The following is a 21896-nucleotide window of genomic DNA, read 5'->3' on the forward strand; positions in this document are numbered from 1 at the left end:
GCCTGTTTTACTGTTGAGGCTCTATCAGCAACTCCGAATAGGTAGCCACTAGCCTTTGTGCAATACTCGGCGCAGAAAATCTCAGCTCGGTTAACCTTCGAATAACTTTCCCATCGAACTGCTCACGTTGAGCGGCCATCTCAAGCATGCCATCGGCCAGAGCGCCGACCGACTGGTCAACGATTCGCCCAAGTGCCGGATGCGTCACCACATCTTCCGGGCCACCACAGCAGCAAGCCAGTACAGGACGGCCACAGCTCATGGCTTCAATCGCAACGACACCAAAGGTCTCGCTTTCACTGGAAATAACCAAAAAATCACATTGGCGGTAATACTCCACCAGTTGTTCTCGACTCGCGTGCCCAAGAAACTCAACAGCTTCAGTTACGCCGAGTAGTTGTACCTGGCGTCGAGCCTCATCCACTCCTTCGCCGCTGCCGGCAAGGCGCAACCGCAGATGGGGTTGTGCCTTGAACGCCTGAGCGAATGCTTCAATAAGTACCGACACACGTTTTATCGGTACAAAGTGTCCGACCCAAAGCATGCTGACCCGTGAACTGTGTGGTCTGGATTGCTCAATAAAAAACTCACTGTCTACAACGTTACCGATGACCTGCACGCGCACTTGAGGATCAAGTTTAACCTGGCGTTGAATATCTTTTAGCAGTGAGGTACTGACCGCTATAACATGACTCGCTGCATTGAGTGCCTTTTGCGTCATGTGTTTGAGATAGCGTGTTCGTGTCAGCGTCGTAAACGGCCCTGTGTGCTCGGTAATGACCAAAGGTACATTAAACTTTCTGGCCAGGTATCGACCCGCCGTTCCGTCGGTATAGGCGGTATGGGCATGGACCAGCTCGAAGGGAAAATCGCCATGTAGCCATTTGGCCTGGCGCATCAACCCATGCGTGTAGGTGGCCGCATGGGTCTGAAAAGGTAGCGCGCCGCTGACGATGTATGCAAAGCGTATGACAGGAACGCCGTCATGGTGCTCCCACGCCAGGCTCTTCTGCGCACGATAAACGTCCAGGGCATGCTTCACTCGTTTCGGATTAAGCGTGTTTATCCAGAAGGGCTCACCACTGACAACCCGTGCGTCAACACCTTTTGCACGTAAAGCCTTTACTTGCTCATGAACAAAAATACCGCTCGCCGTATTGTAGTGACGCGGGTACATGTGAGACACGATCAGAACTTTTCTGTCAGGCCCAGCGTCCGCCAGGCGGGCTTCATCCAGATACATATCAAGTGCATTGACAAGTACCTGATGTTGATTTTTTTCTTCAGTCAAATCGTGAGCAAGTCTTGAACACTCACTGTTCATCTCTTTCAAATCAAACAGCGCGCCCTCATTTTCAACAACCAGTTGCTGTACAAAGGTGATGGTTTTGCTGTGCTCATGCAGTAACTGTTCGTATTGCCGGCCCTGCCTGTTCAGACGCTCGATTTTCAGCGCCAGGGTTTCCAGTTGTTGACGGTGCTGCTGATTGTCTTCACGAAACCGGCTATTTTCAGTCTCGAGACGTGATTGCTCTGACGTGAGCCGACGCTGATCGGCGGTCAGGCTTTCAATCATTTTCTGTTTTTCGCCCAACTGTTTTTCCTTATCAGTCAACAGCAGGCTAAAACGAGTAAAACGCTCCTCTGTTTCGGCACGTTTTTTTTCAATCTTATTGGCCAGCCCATTGATCTCAGCTATCGACTGCACAGACTCGCCGAGTGCCTTCTCTTTCGCCTTGAATCTGACTTCCAGTTCGGCACGAGCAGCTTCTTGCGATTCGGTCAGCGCTAATAACCTGAAAAAGTCCCGCCTGATCTGATCCGTGGCAGGATCATCACCCAGGCAACAACTCATTACATCCAGCCTGTCACGGTGCTTGACCGTCAGCTGAAAACCAAGATCGGTGCTGGGGTGTAAAATTCGCAAAATACAGCCATGAGGCCCGAAAGGCACATCGGGCAATTCGAATGTCGAATTTTTATTCTCGAGCTGCACAGGCACATAACGCGCACGAACATGATCGTATACCTCGACACCCTCGAAACTGCCTGCAGTCAGCGACAGGATAGCCGGGCGCCTGGGAAGGGCCAGGGTGCAGTAATTCAGGTCATCATGAATACGATAAATACAACGCGGGTAGTTGATGGGGTCGGCGCGTTCAGTAAGGCCGGAAATAGAAAATATTCGCTCATCATCCGGCGCTGGCACATGCACCTTGAGATTGTTCTCTTGAGACAGAACGTTGCGTTTGAAAAGTATAAGTATCTCACTGCTCGGCGGCCTCTCACGTAAACCTTCCGCGATCAGCATCGCCTGCAGGGATTCAATTCGACGATACACTTTCTGGGCACTATCAGAGTGTTTAACAGGCCCACGACGTGTTGCACACTCAGGACATACGGCCTCTTCAAACGAATAGTCCAGTCCTGAAAGCTGGTGGGCCATATTGACCAGTTCAGGGTCCTCGAATGTCCAGCACTCACCGGCCAGCTGGACACTGATAGCCGTAAACTCTGGAGCAAAGAGGGACAGCACGTCATCAACGTCATACGCTCGCTGATGTAAATGAGCGTGATACCGATGACCGCAAGCCGGGCAGTCGATGCCCGCCGCTTCGAGTAACTCGCGATAAGGCACCGCCACCAGAACATAGTGTGCCGACACACGAGCAATCTCTTTCAAAGCCTGCGAATAGATAGCATCAGGCAAGTGTTCGATGACATCACTGGACAGCGTGAGATCGAACTGCTTGTCGGCGAAAGGGATTGCACGCAGGTCCGCCACCACGGCAGGGGCCTCAAGATACCCGACCGCAGACTCGCTGAAATCACAGCCAATGACATCCCAGTGTGGGAACAACACATTTGTCACTGTTCCATTACCACAGCCCGCATCGAGAATGGTCACCACATCATTGGGAATCATGGCTATCAGATCTTCGGCAACAGCCAATTGCTCGGAAACCGCAGTGCGGCTCCAGAGATCTTTCTGGGAAAAATAGCGAATCTCGGAGCGATTGTTCATGCCGCTGTTTCCTGTTGACTCCAATCGACAGGGTGCACCACGACACCTCGCTCCATGAGCACTTCGCCCGGCGCGACTATCCGAATGCGATACATACGGTCGTGTACATCCAGTGGATGTTGCCCGCTGGCCTGCTCTTGCGTCATGCCATCGAATATCCCGACCGAGATAACGTAATCCCCGGCCCCGATCATCAAGGGGTTGAAACAGGCATTGACTACACCCGTGCGGCGTTCACGCGTAGATGCGATAAAGGGCGACAGCACCTGCGAAATACAACGCCCATCCATTCCGTAGATACAGACGATGAAGGCCATCGTGGGAATATCGACCCTGGCGCCCCACTTGATATGGACGTCGAGACGCTCGCCAAAGGAAAAAACCCGACGCGATACCTGCTCCTGATCGAAGAAATCGACCCCGTCGATCCAGGCACTGCCTTCACCGTATTCAAACTTGGAACGCGCGCTTGCTACCGTGGCCTGTGCATCAGCAAGCAATAGCGAAGACCCATTCAATTGATAACGCTGAGTGAGTGCCTGCCCCTCTTCGATAGCCGGATTCAGAGGGCCGAGAGTGACGTACTCCAGCCCGTCGAATAGCTGAAACAACAGGCACTCATCAACAGCCGCACCGCCATGCCTGACAACCACCGAGTACTCATTCATCGTTCCCAGTCCGAGAGGAATCCTGATACTGATAGGGGCATGCTGATACTGACCACCACACTCCTTGAACTCACGGAAACTGACACCTTGAGGGTCGATTCCGGGTGCCCCCCAGTTCGTATAGCCCTGAGCAGTCAGCAGATGCACTCGTTGATTACGATCATCGTCCAGTGCTTCGCCGACCAACACGTTGTCGATTAGCTCGCCTTCACGCTCAAGCCGGACTTCATACACAATCAACGGGCTGACAGGTGCTGTGTCACTGGCTGACACGAGGCGAAGGATCGAGACCCGATCCTGATCCGAGTCGGTCAGTAACTCACTGACATCGCCTTGACTGAGCTTCAGGTTTATAGCCCTGAGACGAAGCTCTTCCTGCTTACGAATAGAGGCGGCATAAGAGCGGCCGATCTCGATGGGGTCACCATCGGCAATAACCCGTCCGCGCTCGATCCATATCACCCGGTCGCAGATCATCTGTACAGCCGACATGTCATGCGAGACAAACAGAACAGTAGACCCCTCGGCCGTCAAGGTGCGCATACGCCTGGCAGACTTCGCTGCAAAGTAGGCATCACCGGCACCGAGAATTTCGTCGATGATCAGAATTTCCGGACGGATCGCAGTGGCTGCCGCGAATGCCAGCCGCGAGTACATGCCCGAGGAATAGGTTTTGACCGGCTTATCAATAAATTCGTCGAGTTCGGCAAAATCCAGAACGTCTTCCAGAAGCTTCCGGGCCCGCGCGCCCGTGACACCCTGGTAGGCAAAAGATGACAAGACATTCGCGCGTCCGGTGAACTCAGGATGAAATCCTGTTCCCAGTTCCATCAACGCCTGCACATTACCGGTGACCTCAAGACGCCCTTGCGTCGGCTGTATCAAGCCGGCGATCAACTTGAGCAACGTGCTCTTGCCTGCGCCGTTACGCCCGATAAGACCGACCCGTTCACCGGGGTAGATCGTTAATGAAAGGTTACGGACAGCCCAGAACTCTTCATAAGAAGACCGCGCAATCGGTAACCCCAAGGCTTCAATCATTCGATGACGAGGCGAACGGAAGATCCTGTACATCTTGGCTATTGAAGCCAGTTCAATGATGGGCTCAGACATAATCGGAAAACAGAGGCTTCAAGCGAGAGAAGATGAATCCACCGAGGCACAATGTGCAAACCGATATCATCGAGAAAATACCCAGTAACTCCATTTTCACATCACCGATAAATGCCGCATCGCGATACAGCATGATCAGGTAGTACAACGGGTTGGGGTACATGAAAGGAATGAGTTCCTGCGGAATCATTTCATGCGTGTAAGCGATGGGCGAAACCAGCATCAGGAACAGAATGAGCACGCCCACCATCTGGCTCAGATCGGGAATAAATACATTGATCGCTGCCAGGATCCATATAAGCCCGACGGTAAATATGATTTGCAGAATCAATATGAGCGGAATCAACAATTGGGTCGAATGCACAATACCCCTGGACCATAAAATACACATCAGCATGAGCAGGCCGACCAGCATCGTCACACTGCTGGCCAGTACGGTTTTCACCGGAATCAACTCAATGGGGAATAACGTGTTCTTCACCAGCCCCTTGTTACCCAGCACCGACCCGACGCCACTGCCCAATGCCTCGGCAAAGCCCAGGAAAGGAACCAGGCCGCAAAAGATCAGCAGCACATAATCAAACGTACCGAACTGTGCCACGCGCACCTTGTAGATCATGGTGTAGACAACGGCATACAGTCCGAGAAACAGCAGCGGATAGATGACAATCCATGCCGCACCAAACACCGTACCGATAAACCGACTGCGAATGTCGGTAAGGGTCGTCGCCCAGAGCACATGATGGTGACGCCAGATCATGGCAATTGGATTCATTGGGCAATACCTTGCAGGCAGGAAACGATTCTGCCGGCGGCACGGCCATCACCATAAACAGCAATGCGGTGCTGCGGCATCGCCTGACTGTTGACGGCTGCCACAATCGCTCCACGATCAGCCCCGACCAATTGGTTGAATCCAAGCTGGACTGTTTCGATCCATTCGGTTTCATCACGCAGCGTGATGCAAGGCACACCGTAGAAGTACGCTTCTTTCTGCACCCCGCCCGAGTCTGTGAGAATGACGCTGGCGGCCTGTTCAAGGGCGACCATGTCCAGAAACGGCAAGGGCTCGACCACTTGCAGGGACTTCAAGTGAGAAGCCAGCCCATAATCGTGCAGCAATTTGCGCGTGCGCGGGTGCAAAGGCAGGACAACCGGCATTTGCTGCGCAATGTCGTCCAGCGCCGCCATGATTTCTGCCAGGCGTCGCGGGTCATCGGTATTTTCTGCACGATGGCAGGTGGCCAAGGCAAATTGACCTGCCTGCATCCCTAGCTGGGCAAGAATCCGGCTCTGGGTTCTGGCGCGCTCACGATAGTAGAGCGCAACGTCGTACATGACATCGCCCACATTGGAAACACCCTCGACCCTGCCCTCCCTTGCCAGATTTTCAACAGCCACCGCCGTCGGGCACAGCAACAGCGTCGAGACCCGGTCAGCAAGAATCCGGTTGATCTCTTCGGGCATGCGCATGTTGAACGAGCGCAGGCCGGCCTCGACATGCGCCACCGGAATATGCAGTTTGGCCGCGGCCAGCGCGCCGGCCAGCGTGGAGTTGGTGTCGCCGTAGATCAACACCCAGTCCGGTTGCTCGTCGAGCAGGATGCGCTCGATGCCTTCGAGCATTCGTCCGGTCATCTCCCCATGCGCCCCTGCACGTACTTCCAGGTTGTACTTCGGCGCTGGAATATCCAGCTCATCAAAGAACACCTGGGACATGTTCGCGTCGTAGTGCTGGCCGGTATGCACCATCACTTCTTCGATCTGCCCGGGATGCTTGAGAATCTCTCGGGACACGGCAGCGGCCTTGATGAATTGCGGACGGGCGCCGACGACAGTGAGAACTTTGCAGGTCATGAATAAACACTCGCTTTCAGTGCCGCGACAATGGACACCTGGGTCGATTCGTCCAGATAGGGGTGCATCGGCAGGCTCAGGACTTCATTGGCCACTTGATCGCCCACCGGCAGGTGCGCCGAAGGATCTGCCACAGCAGGCTGACGGTTCAGCGGTATCGGGTAATGCACCGCCGTTGGAACGCCGGCATTGCTCATGGCTTGCCAAACCTTGTCACGCTGGGTCACACGCACCGTGTACTGCGCCCAGGCGCTGGTGTTACCGGTCTCGATCTGCGGCGTGGTGTAAATCCCTCTCGCCTGCAGCAATGCGCTGTAGCGCTCGGCGACGATCTGACGCCGCTCAAGTTCTTCACTGAAGATCTCAAGCTTGGGCAACAGGATTGCTGCCTGCAGCGTATCGAGCCGGCTGTTCACGCCGACCCGGACATGGTGATAGCGCAGGCTTTGGCCATGGCGGGCAATTTGCCGCAACACCACGGCCAACTCATCGTCATCCGTGAACAAGGCACCGCCATCGCCATAGCAGCCCAAGGGTTTGCTGGGGAAAAAGCTGGTGCAGGCGATACGGGTCAGCCCGCAGGAGCGACGCCCTTCAAAGGTCGCCCCAAAGCTTTGCGCCGCATCCTCGATCACTGTCACGCCATGCCGGTCGGCAATGGCATTGATGCGCCTGAAATCTGCGCACTGGCCAAACAGCGACACCGGAATTATGGCTCGGGTACGCGGCGTGATAGCCGCTTCCAGCAGCGCGGGGTCGAGGTTGTAAGTGAACGGGTCGATGTCCACATACACAGGTTTTGCACCGAGCAGGGCCACCGTCTCGGCGGTCGCAATGTAGCTGAATCCCGGAGTGATCACCTCGTCGCCTGGTCCGACGCCAATGGCCATCAGGGCTATCTGCAAGGCATCGGTACCATTGGCCACGCTGATGCAGTGCCTGACACCGACAAAGGCGGCAAGCTTCTCTTCCAGCTCGGAAACTTCCGGGCCGAGAATGTATTGACCATGCGCCAGAACCCGCTCGATACCGGCGGCAATACGCTGCTTGAGGCGCACCTGCTGGGTCTTGAGATCAATGAACTCGATCATGTGGCCGACTCCTTGCTCACGACCCGGCCTTGCAGACGATAATCTGCACCGGTGTGTTCGCAGCGGGCGATACCTTCGCCTTCCAGGGGCAGGTCCAGTTGCTCGCCAAACTCGCTCATCCAGCCGGTTTGCCGGCCCGGTACACCCACCACCAGCGCATAGGCCGGTATATCCCTGTTGACCACGGCTCCCGCGCCGACGAAGGCAAACTCACCGATGGTCACGCCACAGACAATGGTGCAATTGGCTCCCAGAGTGGCGCCCTTGCCGACCCTGGTACTGCGGTACTCGTCCTTGCGCTCGATCAGCGAACGCGGGTTATAGACATTGGTAAACACCATGCTCGGCCCGCAGAAGACGCCATCGTCCAGCGTGACGTTGTCGTACACCGAGACGTTGTTCTGGATCTTCACCTCGTTGCCGATCACCACCCGGTTGCCGACGAACACGTTCTGCCCCAGCGAGCAGCGCTTGCCGATCCTTGCACCGGCACACACGTGCACGAAGTGCCAGACCCGGCTGCCCTCTCCTATTTGTGCGCCCTCATCGACGATAGCGCTGCCATGCACCTGAAAAGTCATGTTCACCTCAGCGCAACAGACGGGTCAGAAACGGATGGTTTTCGCCATCGCGGGGGGACACAGGCTTGACACTGCGAATCACCTCGACGGTCTCGACACAGTGCCGCGCTTCTTCGATGCCATAACCCTTGCCGTCGAGAATGGCCTGATAACTGGCGGTGTGCAGATCGGTAAAGCCTTCGGAAAACTCGATTTCCTGGCCATCGACCGTGATCGAGCGCCAGGTGGATTGGCGACCTTTCACGCTATCGGGCAGGTCATCGGCATCGATTGACAGGAACCAGCGTACCCGGGCGTTTTCGTACTCCAGATAACCGGCCGCCTTGTACGGGTCGGAAAAGTGCACGACATTGCGCTGCAGCTTGCCGAAGATGAAATGCAGCATGTCGTAGAAATGCACGCCGATATTGGTGGCCACCCCGAACGATTTTCGCGGGTCGCCCTTCCAGCTCTGTGCGTACCATTTTCCACGCGAGGTGATGTAGGTCAGGTCGACCTCATGCTTGTGCGCAGCGCCCGGCCGGATGCGTGCCTTGAGGTCGATGATCGACTGGTGATGGCGCAGTTGCAGGATATTCCACAGCCGGCAACCGGTTTCCTGCTCGGTCTTCGCCAGGTCATCGAGCAGATGCGCACTCGGCACCAGCGGCTTTTCACAGATCACATCGCACCCCAGGCGCAAGCCTGCATTGATGTGCGAGTGATGCAGATAGTTGGGGCTGCACACCGAGACGAAATCCAGCGCCTGGCCGGGCTGTCGCTTAAGTGACCAGGCATGGTCGTAGAAACGCTCGAACTCGGTGAAGAACTCACTGTGTGGGGACAGGCTGTCGATGATCCCAACCGAATCATTGATGTCATAGGCGCTGACCAGCCGGTTGCCAGTCTCCTTGATTGCGCGCATGTGCCGAGGGGCGATGTAGCCGGCAGCACCGAGCAGAGCAAAACGTTGCATGGACAACTCCAGATGATGAGCCCGGCCTGGTGAAGGCCGGCCCCGAACGGATCAGGCTTTCACGATGTGAGCTTCGGGCTGGCGGTACCTGCCACGGCTGTCGACCAGCAGACGTGAATGCAGGCGAATCAGCTCATAGTCGAAACGGGCGTGATCGGTCGCCAGCAGCACGGCATCGAAAGACGCCAGGTTGTCCGCCGTCAGCGGCTCGCTGCACAGATCAAAACGGTGCTCGCGCATCTTTGGAAACGACGGAACATGCGGGTCGCTGTAGGCCACTACCCCGCCTTTGGCCTCGATCAGTTCCATGATTTCCACGGAGGGCGATTCGCGCATGTCGTCCACGTTCTTCTTGTAGGCGATGCCCAGAATCAGCACGCGGCAGCCCTTGAGCGCCTTGCCGCGCTGATTCAGGCCATCCATGAGCTTGCCCACCACGTATTCGGGCATTGCCCTGTTCACCTCACCCGACAGTTCGATGAAGCGGGTGTGCAGGCCGTATTCGCGGGCTTTCCAGGTCAGATAGAAAGGGTCGATGGGAATGCAGTGGCCACCCAGGCCTGGACCTGGGTAATACGCCGTAAAGCCGAAGGGCTTGGTGGCGGCAGCATCGACCACTTCGAAGATATCGATGCCCATACGGTCAGCGACAACTTTCATTTCGTTGACCAGACCGATATTGACGGCGCGATGGATATTTTCCAGCAGCTTGGTCATCTCGGCTGCCTTGGTGGAGCTGACTGGCACCACCTGGTCAATCACCTGTTCATAGAGCGCAACACCCACTTTCAGGCACTGCGGGGTGTGGCCACCGATGACCTTGGGAATGGTCTGCGTCCTGAAATCTGGATTGCCCGGGTCTTCACGTTCCGGCGAATAGACCAGAAAGAGCGACTCGCCGACCGTCAGGCCACCGGCCTGCATCCGCGGCAACAATTCTTCTTCGGTGGTGCCGGGGTAAGTCGTGCTCTCGAGGGAAATTATCTGGCCTTTACGCAACCAGGGCTTGATTGCCTCGATGGTATCGACGACAAAACTCAGGTCCGGCTCACGGTATTTGTTCAGCGGAGTAGGCACACATAGAATCAAGGCATCGCACTGGGCCGCGCGGGAGAAGTCCACCGTGGCTTCGAAACCCGAAGCGCGCGCCCTGGCAATAGCGGCGCAAGGTATATGCTCTATATAACTATTACCGGCATTCAGTGTTTCAACTTTGAACGCATCGATGTCTATTCCCATAACACGGTAACCCACCGCATTATAGCGAAGCATCAGTGGCAAACCGACATAGCCAAGACCGACGATACCGATCAATGCTTCCTTGGACTTTAATCGGTCCAGAACACTACAACGAAACTCCACGTTTGATACCTTTCTGAAATCGAAAGAACAGGAACCCGCTGCAAACAATCGCACGCAGGCAGACCTATCAAAGGACAAAGAAATACGAAAGCTTACTGCCTTGGAGAAAGACGTTATACGAAAGAGTTCAGGTACTTCCAAGCAATGAAAATGATCATAGCAGTATTCTAAAATATAAAAACGGCCACTACGGCAAAAGACCAGCCAGTCATCCTTTTCCTACAAGCTCTGTTGAACTTTCATACAAAAACAGGGTGATGGCTTATTGCAAGCCACTGGAGATATGAACTCTGGCCAAAGGCTACTTATATAAATAGCCCGACTGACAAGTCATTGATAGAAAGGAATGGCTGCATACGCGCAGAACGCGATGCGTACACAGCCCGACAGCGTTTTCAACAATTACCCATGCCCAACTGCAGGCCGGCCAGCCCCATCTGCTGCCAGCCCCACCACGCCAGCCCGAGCAGCCCGCCGGCAATCGCCAGCGCCGGCAGCCAGGTCCAGAGTCGCTTCACGCTGCCGCCTGGGCATGCAACCGGGCGACTGGACGCTCACGCACCGGCCAGCTCAGCGCTGCGGCCAAGACACTGAGCAGCACCGAGATCTGCCAGACCAGGTCGTAGCTGCCGGTGTGGTCATACACCACCCCGCCCAGCCAGCCGCCCATGAACGAGCCCAACTGATGGAACAGAAACACAATACCGGCCAGCATCGACAGGTTGCGCACCCCGAAGATGCTCGCGACGGTGCCGTTGGTGAGAGGCACCGTCGACAGCCACAACAACCCCATTGCGATGCCGAACAGATAAGCCGTGGTCTGGCTGAGCGGCACCCAGAGGAACAGCACGATCACCACCGCACGCAGCAAGTAGATCGCACTCAGCAGGCGCGGTTTGGACATCTTGCCGCCCAGCCAGCCCGCGGTATAAGTGCCGAAGATATTGAACAGCCCCACCAGCGCCAGCACCGTGGTGCCAACCTGTGCCGGCAGGTGCTGGTCCACCAGGTAAGCCGGCAAGTGCAGGCCGATGAACACCACCTGAAAACCACAGACGAAAAAGCCCAGCGCCAGCAGCCAGAAGCCTGAATGCGAGCAGGCTTCACGCAGCGCTTCGCCGAGACTTTGTTGGGGCCCTGCGACCACCACCGGCTTGCTCTGTTTGAGCATCGCCGCCAGCGGCACGATCAGCGCCACCAATGCAGCCAGCACCAGCAAGGCGCCGGACCAGCCCAGTCCGCCGATCAGGCCCAGAGTGCCTGGCAACATGGCGAACTGACCGAACGAGCCCGCCGCACTGGCGATGCCCATGCCCATGCTGCGTTTTTCAGGCGGCAGCGAGCGGCCGACAAGGCTTAACAAGATTGAAAACGAGGTACCGGACAGACCGATACCGATCAGGATGCCGGCGCTCAGAGACAGGCTCAAGGGCGAATCGGCCATGCTCATCATTGCCAGGCCCGTGGCATACAGAACCCCGCCAATCACCACGATGCGCGCCGAACCATAACGGTCGGCCAGCGCTCCGGCAAACGGCTGGGCCAGTCCCCACAACAGGTTCTGCAAGGCAATGGCAAAGGCAAACACTTCGCGGCCCCAGCCAAAATCGCTGCTCATCGGTGACAGAAACAGGCCGAAGCCATGCCGCGTGCCCAACGACAGCGCCAGAATCAACGCACTGCCCACCATGATCCAGCCACTGGTTCGCCAGGCTGATGTCATTGTTACTCCTTCCGTGCAGTGCACGCCATGCGGGCCTATACCCGTTTTTGTAGTAATGGATCAGGCCAGTTGCTGTCCTGTCATCGGGTATATAGGCCGGCACTATGCTTATTGCAAGATGTTTCTCGGGCGTCTGTAGAAGGCCCAGTGCACACGCTGACGGTCGAGCACCGCCAGAACATCCTCCAGATACTGCCGACAGCCGGGCCACACACGCATACAGCCAAATTCGCCTACCACCAGCCGCGACGGCGCTACATTCACCCTCGCCGCCCAGTCCAGAGGCTTTTGTAGTCAGGCCGCCACCTGATCGCGTGCATACCACTGATGCATGTGCGTCAGTTCAGCATGCTCGGGCAAATCGCTGTGTTTCTCCGGCACCGGTTCGTTAATCAGGTTATAGGCCGCAATGGCCGGATGATCCTTGAGCACCTGCGCCAGATCGCGCCAGTAGGCAGCGGCCTGCGTCCGGTAGCGCGGGTCTTGCCATAGGCGATCATCGAACTGCCCCTGATTGTTCTGCGCCCAGCGCATGCCTGGCAGCGACAAGGGGGCAATCACCACTTTCAGGCCGGCCTGATGAGCACGCAGGCGAATATGCAGTGGCGCATAAGGCCTCCCTGGCCGATGGAAAGGCTCAGAAGGTACGCCGTGGTTGACCGTCCAGCCTTTGAAGGTTTACAGAGGGTTGCTATGGGTTACAGCACGTTACAGGGCAAGCCCCACCAGCACTGCTACCTCAAGCAACTCCAGCAGCGCACCGGCCGTATCGCCGGTGGTGCCGCCCAGCCGGCGCAGCATCAGCTGGCGAAGCCAATAAAACCCCGCCACGCTTACAATCAGTGCCAGCAACTTGCTCGACCCTGCCAGCAACATACAAACAGCCGCGACCATAGCCAAAACATGCCAGCCCGCCTTGCGCGGCAAATGATCGGCCAGTGCCTGGCCCAACCCGCCTGCACGGACATAAGGCGTGGTCAGAAACAACCCCAGCAAGGCGCTGCGCCCTATCAGCGGCGCCAGCAACAGGCCAAGCAGTTGCTGCTGCTCGATCAGCGCCAGGATCGCGGTAAATTTCAGCAACAGCACCAGCACCAGGGTGACCACCGCAATCGGCCCGCTGCGCGGGTCTTTCATGATGGTCAGGGTGCGCTCGCGGTCGCCGAAGCCGCCCAGCCAGGCGTCGGCACTGTCGGCCAGACCGTCCAGATGCAGGCCACCACTGAGCAGCACCCAGGCGCTGAGCAGCAACGCCGCCTGCAGCATCACCGGTGCGCCGCCAAGCAGATGGCTCAAGCCGATCAGCACCACCCCGAACAGACCACCGACCAGCGGGTAGAACAGCAGCGAACGACCCATTTGCCAGGGTTCGGGCATGCCCGGCAAACGCACCGGCAGGCTGCTGAGAAATTGCAGGGCAATCCAGAACGGCAACATTTCAGCGCTCCGTCAGTTGTCCATCGGCGGCGACATGGATGCCCAGCAAGGCGCCATGGCCGACCTCGACCTGCAGCAGTTGCTCACGCGGCAGGCCGCGAGCCTGCGCCAGCAACAAGCGCATGACCCCGCCATGGCTGATCAACAGCAGGCGCTCGCCGGCATGCTGCTGTTGCAGGCGTTGCACGCTACCCAGCACGCGCTCGGCAAAGGCCTGCACCGGCTCGCCGTTGGGTGGCGTAAAGGTATACGGGTTATCCCAGAAAGCCCCGAGCCCGGTCGCATCGGTTTCCATGATCTGCGCCGCACTGCGGCCTTCCCAGTCGCCGAAATGCAGCTCCTGCAAGCCCGGCTCCAGCGACAGCGGCAATTGCAGGCGCTCGGCAAGGGATTCGGCAAAGCGCGCACAACGCTGCAAGGGCGAGCTGACAATACGTGCCCATGGGCCGCCCTCGACAACGGCCGCGTGCATTTGCGCCCAGCCCTTTTCGGTCAGCGCATCATCCAGGCTGCCGCGCAAGCCGCCGCCCAGTTCGGTTTCGCCATGCCTGAGCAGGTCCAGGCTCAGGCTCGAATTCCGGCTCATGCCGGACGGTCCGCCACAGCGGCTTCGGCAAAGGTTGCCATGCCGTTGTGCAGCTCACAGGCCAGGCGCACCAGCGGCACCGCCAGTGCAGCCCCGCTGCCCTCACCCAGGCGCAGGCCCAGGTCAAGCAGCGGTTCGGCGTGCAGCACTTCAAGCACATGACGATGGCCAGTCTCGGCACCGCGATGACCGAACAGCAGCCAGGGCCGGCAGGACGGGTTCAAGCGCACTGCGACCAGCGCTGCAACGCTGCAAATAAAGCCATCGACCAGCGCGACGATGCCTTCCTGGGCGCAGGCCAGATAGGCGCCGACCAGGGCGGCGATCTCGAAACCGCCCAGGCAGAACAGGCTGCACAATGGATCGCCGGCATGCTCGGCATGCAGCGCCAGGCCGCGCTCGATGACGGCGGTCTTGTGCAGCACGCCCTCGGCGTTCAGGCCGGTGCCGGCGCCGACCAGCAGTGGCGCGGCGCACTCCAGTACCGAGCAGGCCACGGCGCTGGCCGCCGCGGTGTTGCCGATGCCCATTTCGCCACCGACCCACAACTCAGTGCCGGCAGCCTTGGCGCGCAGCACGCTGTCACGCCCGGCCTGCAAGGCGGCATGGCCCTGCTCGACGGTCATCGCCGGGCCCTGGACAAAGTTTGCGGTGCCAGCGCCCAGGTGCAGATGGCGCACGCCGGGCAGGTTCAAGGGCGACACCGTGCCCAGGTCGACCACGTCCAGTTGCGCCGCCAGTTGCCGGGCCAGCACGCTGATTGCCGCGCCGCCGCTGACGAAGTTGCTCAGCATCTGCCCGGTCACCGCCTGCGGATAGGCCGAGACGCCTTCGCTGACCACGCCATGGTCACCGGCGAAGATCGAGATCCACAGCCTGTCGACGCCGGGTTTTTCACGCCCCTGCAAACCGGCGATCTGGACGGCCAGACGCTCCAGCTGCGCCAGCGAACCGGCCGGTTTGGTCAGTTGTTGCTGCCGCGCCAGCGCCGCTTCCCGGGCCGGTACATCGATTGCCTGAGCCGGCACTAGCCACCAGGATTGAGTCATGGAGCGGTTCCTTTCAAAGTCAGGGGCAAGCCGGCCACGGTCAGCACCACGCGCTGGCAGCGCTCGGCCAGGGCTTGATGCAACAGGCCGGCTTCGTCGACATAGCGACGGGTCAGCTCGCCGAGGGGCACCACGCCCATCCCGGTTTCGTTGCTGACAAAAATGATTTCGCCGGGCAATTCAGCTACGCAATCAAGCAGTGCCTGGCGCTCTTCGGCCAGACGCTCGGCATCGTCGAGCATCAGCAGATTGGTCAGCCACAGGGTCAGGCAGTCGACCAGCAGGCAGTGGTCGCTGGCAGCGTGCTCGCGCAGCACTTGGGCCAGGGCCAGCGGCTCTTCCACCAGCCCCCAACTGTCCGGGCGGCGCTGGCGATGCAAAGCCACGCGCTGGTTGAGTTCACTGTGCACTGGCTGGCTGGTGGCGATATAAGTCACCGCCAGCCCGCTGCGCGTGGCCAGTTCTTCGGCCAGGCGGCTCTTGCCGGAACGGGCGCCGCCGAGGATCAGTTGCAACATATCAGTGAGCCTCCAGGCCGCAGAGCTGGCGCAGCAAGGTGACATCCAGATGCTTGTCGACCAGATCGGCCAGGCGCTCGATATCGTATTCGCGCAGCGCGTGGTAATCGATGCTCTGCACCTCGCGCAGCCCTGCCCAGCGCAGCAGCGCCGTGCAGGCCGCCGGCGACTCGAACAGGCCGTGCAGGTACGTGGCGTAAATCTGCCCGTCCGCGCTTTGCGCGCCGTCACAGCGGCCGTCGTCCAGTTGCACGGCGTAGTGAGCCAGCGCAGCGCCCGTGGTCACTCCGGCATGAATCTCGTAGCCGGCCACTTCGGCCTCTTCCAGCGCCAGTCGACCGCGCACGTTACGCAGTTGTTTTTCGCTTTCAAGCACGGTGCTCATGTCCAGCAGGCCCAGGCCAGGGCTGGAACCCGGCGTGCCTTCAAGCCCCAGCGGGTCATGCAATTGCTGCCCGAGCATCTGCAGGCCGCCGCAGATGCCCAGCAATTTGCCGCCATAACGCAAATGCCGGGTGATGGCGTCTTCCCAGCCGTTGGCGCGCAGCCAGGCCAGGTCGCTGCGCACGCTCTTGGAGCCGGGCAGGATGATCAAGTCGGCCGCCGGAATCGGCTGGCCGGGGCCGATGAATTGCAGGTTGACCTGCGGGTGCAGGCGCAACGGATCGAAATCGGTGTGGTTGCTGATGCGTGGCAGCACCGGCACCAGCACGTTCAGCACTTGCTCGGCCTTGTCGGTCTGGCGTCGGTCCAGGCCATCCTCGGCCTCCAGATGCAGGTCCATCAGGTACGGCAGCACGCCGACCACCGGCTTGCCGGTGCGCTGTTCCAGCCAGTCCAGGCCCGGTTGCAGCAAGGCGATATCGCCGCGAAAACGGTTGATCACAAAACCTTTGACCCGCGCCTGTTCGCTGGGCGACAGCAGCTCCAGCGTACCGACCAGATGGGCAAACACCCCGCCACGATTGATGTCGGCAATCAGCAGCACGGGACAATCGACGACCTCGGCAAAGCCCATATTGGCAATGTCGTTTTCACGCAGGTTGATCTCGGCCGGCGAGCCTGCGCCTTCGACCATCACCACTTGATAGCCTTCGCTCAAACGCTGGTGCGAGGCCAGCACGGCCTGCATGGCGATGGTCTTGTAGCCGTGATAGGCCACCGCGTTCATGGTGGTCACGACGCGACCATGAATGATCACCTGCGCGCCGGTGTCGCTGTTGGGTTTGAGCAGCACCGGGTTCATGTCGGTGTGCGGTTGCAGCCCGCAGCCCTGGGCCTGCACCGCCTGGGCGCGACCGATTTCGCCGCCATCGGCGGTGACGGCGCTGTTGAGGGCCATGTTCTGCGGCTTGAACGGCACGACGCTGACGCCCTGGCGGGCCAGCCAGCGGCACAGGCCGGTCACCAGCGTGCTTTTGCCGGCATCGGAAGTGGTGCCCTGCACCATCAGGGTGGTCATTGCAATTCCTTGCGGTAATCGTGCAAGAGGTTATCGAGACGTTGCCAGTCGGCTTCATTGACCGGCAGGCCGATGCGCAGGCTGCAGGTATCGGCAGACTCGCCAACAAACAGCCGCAGTAATACGCCACGTTTGGCGGCGAACTCATATAAAGGTTGCGCATGCGCCGTGACCCGCCATTGAAACAAGGCGCAGCCGCCCGTGGGCGTCAGGTCATGGGCGGCGAGCAGTGTAGCCAGGTGTGCAGCGGCCTGCTCGGTGCGCTGGCGCTGCACCTGCTGGCCGGCCTGATCACTCAGGCAGGCCAGGCCGATCTTGCGCGTGGGGCCGCTGACCGCCCACGGGCCGATCTCACGGGCCAGCGCCTTGAGCAAGCCCGGTTCGGCCAGGGCAAACCCCAGGCGAACGCCGGCCAGACCAAAGAACTTGCCGAACGAGCGCAATACGATCAAGCCGCTGCGCCCGGTTTCGGCCGCCAGGCTCGACGCCTGGGTGTTGTCCATAAAGGCTTCGTCGACCACCAGCCAGCCGCCGCGCTCGGCCAGCCGCGCATGCCATTCCAGCAAACGCTCGGGCGCCAGCAACAGGCCAGTAGGATTATTGGGGTTGACCACCACCAGCACATCGAGGCTGTCGAGAAAGTAGTCGACCTCATGGGCAAGTACTTCACGCACCAGAAAACCGCCCTTGCGCCAGGCATGCGCGTGCTCGGCGTAGCACGGCGACACCACCCCGACCTTGCCGCCGCTGCGCAATCGCGGCAGTGCCTGGATGGCCGCTTGCGAACCCGGCAGCGGCAAGGCGCGCGGCGCGTTGTAGTAGGCGCAGGCCGCTGCTTCGAGTCCGTCATCCGCTTCGGGCAAGCGTGCCCAGTCGCGTGCGTCGATGGGCGGAATCGGCCAGGCCCATGGCGCAATGCCGGTGGACAGATCGAGCCACTCGGCCTCGGGAATGCCATAACGCTGCGCCGCTGCGCGCAAGCGGCCACCGTGTTCAAGCATACAATTGCGCTCCTGCGCACAGCACCAGCAGCCACAACCAGACGCCGCGCTGCACCAATTGCCAGCCGGCCTCGATGGACTCGGCATCGGCAGGCTGGCCCTCACCCAACGGCGGGCGTTCGTGCAGCTCGCCGTGATATATCGCCGGACCGCCCAGCTCGACGCCCAGCGCCCCGGCGCCCGCCGCCATGACCGGGCCGGCATTGGGGCTGTCCCAGGTCGGCGCCTGGGTGCGCCAGCAGCGCAACGCCAGGCGGGTCTTGCCCAGCACCGCGTAGGTCAAGGCCACCAGCCGTGCCGGTACGTAATTGAGTACATCGTCGATCCTGGCTGCCGCCCAGCCGAAACGCTCGAAGCGTTCGTTGCGATAGCCCCACATGGCATCCAGCGTGTTGCTCAGCCGGTACAGCACCACGCCCGGCGCGCCTGCGATGGCAAACCAGAACAGCGCGGCGAACACCGCGTCGCTGCCGTTCTCCAGCACCGACTCGGTGGCCGCACGCGCGACGCCATTGGCATCGAGCTCCGAGGTTTGTCGGCTGACCAGATAACCGACCCGCTTGCGCGCCTCATCCAGATCTCCACCGCGCAGCGCGGCGGCCACCGGCTGCACATGCTCGCCCAGGCTGCGCATGCCCAGCGCGCAATACAGCGCCAGAATCTCGACCAGTGTGCCGATATACGGCAACCAGCTGAGCAGCGTGATCAACAACGTCAATGGCACCACGGCCAGCACCCAGGCGGTGACGCCATGGCTGCGCCAGCCACGGCCTGCGGCATTGAAACGTTGCTCGATACGCTCGGCATAACGCCCGAACGCCACCAGCGGATGCGAGCGTTTCGGTTCGCCGAGCAACGCATCCAGCGCCACCCCCGCCACGCTCAACAGCGCCACACTCATGGATGCACTCCCCATTGGTTTTCATACAGCAGTTGTTCAAGCGGACGCGCTTGTGCCCAGCCTTCGAGCACCAGCATGGGTGCCGGATAAAAGCCTTCGACCGGCCCCAGGCACAGAATCGCCAGCGGCCGTGCGCCGTCCGGCATGTTCAGCAACCGGGCCAGTGCATCGGGGTCGAACAGCGACACCCAGCCCATGCCCAGGCCTTCGGCACGCGCGGCCAGCCACATATTCTGAATCGCACACGACAACGACGCGATGTCCATTTCCGGCAAGGTGCGCCGGCCGAAGATATGTTGCTCGCGGCCATCCATCAGCGCGGCGACGATCACCTCGGCGCAGTCGTTGATGCCCTCGACCTTGAGTTTCATGAAGTCATCGGCACGTTCGCCCAATGCATGAGCGGTGCACACCCGCTCTTCCTCGACCTGCGCCTGCAACGCAGTGCGCAAGGCCGGGTCGCTGATACGAATGAAGCGCCAGGGTTGCATCAGGCCGACGCTGGGCGCGTGATGCGCCGCTTCCAGCAACCGCGCCAACAGCTCGGGCGCTACCGTGCCGCCGCTGAAATGGCGCATGTCGCGGCGCTCGGCAATGGCGCGGTACACCGCAGCCCGCTCATCAGGGCTGAACTCTGCATCGCTCATGGCTTGAACAGCGCCGCCACCGCCTGGGGATTGGAAGGAAAGTAAAAATGCACGTACGAGGCCGTCAGCCGGCCCTGGCGATAAACCGCCTCGGCACCGCGCCCGCCATTGGGGCTCACGCCACGCGCAATCGGCTCAAGCCCGGTGCTGGTCAACGAATGGTGATACGTGTGGCCGCGCAGCAGGCCTTCGGGCAGTTCGACATTCTGCAAGGCCAGCGCCGCCAGGCGCTTTTGCATCACGGCCTCGCCCGACAGCAAGCCGACAAGTTCGGCCCGTACGCCTTGCACATCGGTCAGTGCATCAAGCAGATACAGCATGCCGCCGCACTCGGCCAGAATCGGCTTGCCGGCCGCATGGTGGGCGGCAATGGCCGCGCGCATCGGCTGGTTGGCGCACAGCGTCACATGGTGCAACTCGGGATAGCCGCCGGGCAGGTACAGGCTGTCGGCGTCGGGCAGTTGCGTGTCATGGATCGGCGAAAAGAAGCTCAGCTCGGCGCCCATATTGCGCAGCAAATCAAGGCTGGCGCCGTAGGTAAAGGCAAACGCCTCGTCACGCGCGATGGCGATACGCACCCCGGCCAGCAGCGGCTCGACCGCTTGCGGCTCGGGGGCAGCAAAGCTGACCGGCGGCGGCAACGTGACTTCGCAGGTGCTGCCCAAGGCATGGGCGGCGGCGTCCAGGCGTGCATCCAGATCGTTCAGCTCGCTGGCCTGCACCAGCCCCAGGTGCCGGCTGGGCAACTCGATGCCGGTTTCGCGTGATAGCGCGCCGTACCAGCGCAGGCCTTCGGTCAGGCTGTTTTCCAGCAATTGCGCGTGGCGCACGGTGCCGACCCGGTTGGCCAGGACACCGGCAAACGGCAGGTCCGGTTGATAGCGCGCCAGCCCCAGTGCCAGCGCGCCGAAGGTCTGCGCCATGGCGGTGCCGTCGATCACGCCCAGCACCGGCACACCGAAGTGCCGTGCCAGATCGGCGCTGGACGGCGTGCCGTCGAACAGCCCCATCACGCCTTCAATCAGAATCAGATCGGCCTCGCTGGCCGCTTCCCACAACAGACGGCGGCTTTCTTCGGCACCGACCATCCACAGGTCGAGCTGATAAACCGGCGCACCGCTGGCGCGCTCCAGAATCATCGGATCAAGAAAGTCCGGCCCGCATTTGAAGACGCGCACCTTGCGTCCCTGGTTGCGATGCAAGCGGGCCAGGGCCGCCGTTACTGTGGTCTTGCCCTGCCCGGAAGCCGGGGCGGCAATCAATACAGCGGGGCATTGGCGTGCAGCGTCACTCACAGCTCGATGCCCTTTTGCGCACGAATGCCGGCCTGGAAGGCATGCTTGACCATGGCGATTTCCGACACGGTATCGGCCAGCTCGATCAGTTCGGGCTTGGCGCCGCGACCGGTGACCACCACGTGCTGCATGGGCGGGCGCGCCTGCAGGTCGCTCAGGACCTGATCCAGGTCCAGGTAGCCGTGCTTGAGGGCAATGTTGAGCTCATCGAGAATCACCAGGCCGATGGCCGGGTCACTGAGCAATTGCTTCGAGACTTCCCAGGCAGCCTCGGCGGCAGCGATGTCACGCTGGCGATCCTGGGTTTCCCAGGTAAAGCCTTCGCCCATCACGTGGTAGCGCACCTGCTCGGGAAAACGCCGGAAGAACAGCTCTTCGCCAGTGCTGTTGCGGCCCTTGATGAACTGCACCACGCCGCACTGCATGTCGTGCCCCATGGCGCGGGCAAGCATGCCGAACGCCGAGCTGCTTTTGCCCTTGCCGTTGCCGCTCAAGACCAGCAGCAAGCCGCATTCGTTGGGGGAGTTGGCAATACGCTCGTCAATAATGGCTTTTTTGCGCAGCATGCGCGCCAGATGGCGTTCGTCACGTTCGGGGGATTGGTTCATCTTCAGCTCTCCGCTGG

20 protein-coding genes and 1 pseudogene are annotated in these 21896 nt (G+C 60.0%); all 21 read right to left on the reverse strand.

Translation table 11 applies throughout. The features are described from left to right. Window positions 1–7: 7 nt before the first annotated feature. Window positions 8–3025 carry a glycosyltransferase gene (locus tag ACYAS9_RS04780; RefSeq protein ID WP_463567165.1) on the reverse strand — a complete coding sequence of 1006 codons (3018 nt, stop codon included), beginning with the start codon at window positions 3023–3025 and terminating at the stop codon, window positions 8–10. Then, window positions 3022–4734 carry an ABC transporter ATP-binding protein gene (locus tag ACYAS9_RS04785; RefSeq protein ID WP_463567166.1) on the reverse strand — a complete coding sequence of 571 codons (1713 nt, stop codon included), beginning with the start codon at window positions 4732–4734 and terminating at the stop codon, window positions 3022–3024. Before ACYAS9_RS04785 ends, ACYAS9_RS04780 begins: the two co-directional genes overlap by 4 nt. 64 nt (window positions 4735–4798) lie before the next feature. Next, entirely contained in the window at window positions 4799–5581 is a 783-nt protein-coding gene (locus ACYAS9_RS04790; protein ID WP_463567167.1) for an ABC transporter permease, read from the reverse strand. Further along, window positions 5578–6663, reverse strand: coding sequence for a non-hydrolyzing UDP-N-acetylglucosamine 2-epimerase (gene wecB / locus ACYAS9_RS04795; RefSeq protein WP_463567168.1), 1086 nt, complete (start codon window positions 6661–6663; stop codon window positions 5578–5580). Before wecB ends, ACYAS9_RS04790 begins: the two co-directional genes overlap by 4 nt. Further along, complete coding sequence (locus ACYAS9_RS04800; protein ID WP_463567169.1) at window positions 6660–7754, reverse strand: DegT/DnrJ/EryC1/StrS family aminotransferase; 1095 nt, start codon at window positions 7752–7754, stop codon at window positions 6660–6662. Before ACYAS9_RS04800 ends, wecB begins: the two co-directional genes overlap by 4 nt. After that, a complete protein-coding gene (locus ACYAS9_RS04805) occupies window positions 7751–8335 on the reverse strand; it encodes an acyltransferase (protein ID WP_463567170.1) in 585 nt (194 codons plus the stop codon). The genes ACYAS9_RS04800 and ACYAS9_RS04805 overlap by 4 nt, the downstream gene beginning before the upstream one ends. 7 nt (window positions 8336–8342) lie before the next feature. Next, window positions 8343–9290, reverse strand: a complete 948-nt coding sequence (locus ACYAS9_RS04810; protein ID WP_463567171.1) for a Gfo/Idh/MocA family protein — start codon at window positions 9288–9290, stop codon at window positions 8343–8345. Window positions 9291–9341: 51 nt separating this feature from the next. After that, complete coding sequence (wbpA, locus tag ACYAS9_RS04815) at window positions 9342–10652, reverse strand: UDP-N-acetyl-D-glucosamine 6-dehydrogenase (RefSeq protein ID WP_463567172.1); 1311 nt, start codon at window positions 10650–10652, stop codon at window positions 9342–9344. Between the two features lie 395 nt (window positions 10653–11047). Further along, a complete protein-coding gene (locus tag ACYAS9_RS04820) occupies window positions 11048–11170 on the reverse strand; it encodes a hypothetical protein (RefSeq protein ID WP_463567174.1) in 123 nt (40 codons plus the stop codon). Continuing rightward, entirely contained in the window at window positions 11167–12375 is a 1209-nt protein-coding gene (locus tag ACYAS9_RS04825; RefSeq protein WP_463567175.1) for an MFS transporter, read from the reverse strand. The genes ACYAS9_RS04820 and ACYAS9_RS04825 overlap by 4 nt, the downstream gene beginning before the upstream one ends. Before the next feature lie 135 nt (window positions 12376–12510). After that, window positions 12511–12963, reverse strand: a pseudogene (locus tag ACYAS9_RS04830) (glycoside hydrolase family 5 protein); the annotation flags it as partial. Window positions 12964–13083: 120 nt separating this feature from the next. After that, entirely contained in the window at window positions 13084–13812 is a 729-nt protein-coding gene (locus tag ACYAS9_RS04835; RefSeq protein WP_463567176.1) for an adenosylcobinamide-GDP ribazoletransferase, read from the reverse strand. A gap of 1 nt (window position 13813) precedes the next feature. After that, entirely contained in the window at window positions 13814–14398 is a 585-nt protein-coding gene (gene cobC, locus ACYAS9_RS04840) for an alpha-ribazole phosphatase family protein (RefSeq protein WP_463567177.1), read from the reverse strand. After that, window positions 14395–15447 carry a nicotinate-nucleotide--dimethylbenzimidazole phosphoribosyltransferase gene (cobT, locus tag ACYAS9_RS04845; protein WP_463567178.1) on the reverse strand — a complete coding sequence of 351 codons (1053 nt, stop codon included), beginning with the start codon at window positions 15445–15447 and terminating at the stop codon, window positions 14395–14397. The genes cobC and cobT overlap by 4 nt, the downstream gene beginning before the upstream one ends. Further along, window positions 15444–15965 (reverse strand): bifunctional adenosylcobinamide kinase/adenosylcobinamide-phosphate guanylyltransferase, encoded by a 522-nt coding sequence (gene cobU / locus ACYAS9_RS04850; RefSeq protein ID WP_463567179.1) that lies wholly within the window; start codon window positions 15963–15965, stop codon window positions 15444–15446. Before cobU ends, cobT begins: the two co-directional genes overlap by 4 nt. A 1-nt stretch (window position 15966) precedes the next feature. Then, entirely contained in the window at window positions 15967–17427 is a 1461-nt protein-coding gene (locus ACYAS9_RS04855; protein ID WP_463567180.1) for a cobyric acid synthase, read from the reverse strand. Then, complete coding sequence (gene cobD, locus ACYAS9_RS04860) at window positions 17424–18428, reverse strand: threonine-phosphate decarboxylase CobD (RefSeq protein WP_463567181.1); 1005 nt, start codon at window positions 18426–18428, stop codon at window positions 17424–17426. Before cobD ends, ACYAS9_RS04855 begins: the two co-directional genes overlap by 4 nt. Further along, window positions 18421–19329: an adenosylcobinamide-phosphate synthase CbiB gene (cbiB, locus tag ACYAS9_RS04865; protein WP_463567182.1), complete on the reverse strand. Its 909-nt coding sequence runs from the start codon at window positions 19327–19329 to the stop codon at window positions 18421–18423. Before cbiB ends, cobD begins: the two co-directional genes overlap by 8 nt. Next, window positions 19326–19976, reverse strand: coding sequence for a 5,6-dimethylbenzimidazole synthase (gene bluB, locus ACYAS9_RS04870; protein ID WP_463567183.1), 651 nt, complete (start codon window positions 19974–19976; stop codon window positions 19326–19328). The genes cbiB and bluB overlap by 4 nt, the downstream gene beginning before the upstream one ends. Continuing rightward, window positions 19973–21271 carry a cobyrinate a,c-diamide synthase gene (locus ACYAS9_RS04875; RefSeq protein ID WP_463567185.1) on the reverse strand — a complete coding sequence of 433 codons (1299 nt, stop codon included), beginning with the start codon at window positions 21269–21271 and terminating at the stop codon, window positions 19973–19975. Before ACYAS9_RS04875 ends, bluB begins: the two co-directional genes overlap by 4 nt. Continuing rightward, window positions 21268–21879, reverse strand: a complete 612-nt coding sequence (gene cobO, locus ACYAS9_RS04880) for a cob(I)yrinic acid a,c-diamide adenosyltransferase (protein WP_463567186.1) — start codon at window positions 21877–21879, stop codon at window positions 21268–21270. Before cobO ends, ACYAS9_RS04875 begins: the two co-directional genes overlap by 4 nt. Between the last annotated feature and the right edge of the window lie 17 nt (window positions 21880–21896).

Source organism: Pseudomonas sp. HP_08, assembly GCF_055284095.1.